Here is a 399-nt window from a genome sequence, read left to right as displayed (position 1 = left end):
TTGATTTTTGGGGACTAGCTTTTGATAATATATCTTTTAGCGAAAGTAAGATTTTAAAGGGATTTTCAATGATTTTAATCTCAATGCTAGAAAAATTTTTGGGCAAGTAAAATTTGCGTTGCAAAACGCTTTTTGAGTGATTAAAAACATACTCGTTTTTACCATCGCTAAAATTCAGCGATTTTGGCGAATTTTTGATATTTTGTAGGTTTGAAATGTCGATTTTTTCATAATCACTTTCAAAAAATATCAGCTTATTTTCATTTCTAGCAATGATATGATATGTAGCACTTTTAATGTCGTATAAATCATTTGCAAGCTGAATTCTAGCGTTTCGCAAAGTGGCGTGAATTTTGATTTTAGCTTTATGACATTATTCAAATTCTTATTTTAGTAGCT

The 399-nt window shown here is 28.8% G+C and carries 1 pseudogene; it reads right to left on the bottom strand.

What is annotated here, in order from left to right:
• Positions 1-340, bottom strand: a pseudogene (locus tag DMC01_RS12850) (restriction endonuclease); the annotation flags it as partial.
• Positions 341-399 lie beyond the last annotated feature (59 nt).

Source organism: Campylobacter troglodytis (genome assembly GCF_006864425.1).
Classification (GTDB): domain Bacteria; phylum Campylobacterota; class Campylobacteria; order Campylobacterales; family Campylobacteraceae; genus Campylobacter_D; species Campylobacter_D troglodytis.
Note: the sequence above shows the minus strand (reverse complement) of the source record. Positions and strands in the feature narration are given on the sequence as shown.